This is a genomic window from Alkalihalophilus lindianensis (assembly GCF_032843265.1).
In the GTDB taxonomy this organism is placed as follows: Bacteria; Bacillota; Bacilli; order Bacillales; family Bacillaceae_D; genus Alkalihalophilus; species Alkalihalophilus lindianensis.
This window is the reverse complement of record NZ_JAWJBA010000472.1, coordinates 1-264: the sequence shown is the minus strand read 5'-3', so window position 1 is coordinate 264 and position 264 is coordinate 1. Positions and strand designations below refer to the sequence as shown.

At 38.3% G+C, this 264-nt stretch carries 1 pseudogene; it reads right to left on the bottom strand.

Annotated features, from left to right (window positions below):
* Positions 1-264, bottom strand: a pseudogene (locus RYX56_RS23070) (sensor histidine kinase); the annotation flags it as partial.

Sequence of the window (264 nt, the reverse complement as noted above, 5' to 3'; positions counted from 1 at the left end):
ATTTTACCGGAGTGTGGTGTATGTCTGACAGCATTATCTAATAAGTTATTTATGGCACGCTCTAATAAATATGAATCGCCCATGATCATACAATCGTCCCCAAAATAGTTTGGGATAATAGAGATGCTGTTTTGCTTAGCTAGTGGATTCAGGCTATCAATCGACCTCTGTAATAAAAGCGGAAGATTAACCGTGTCTTTTTTGAGTTCCATCTCCAAATATTCCGTCTTTGTAAATGTAAAAAGATCCTCTACAAGACGGGCC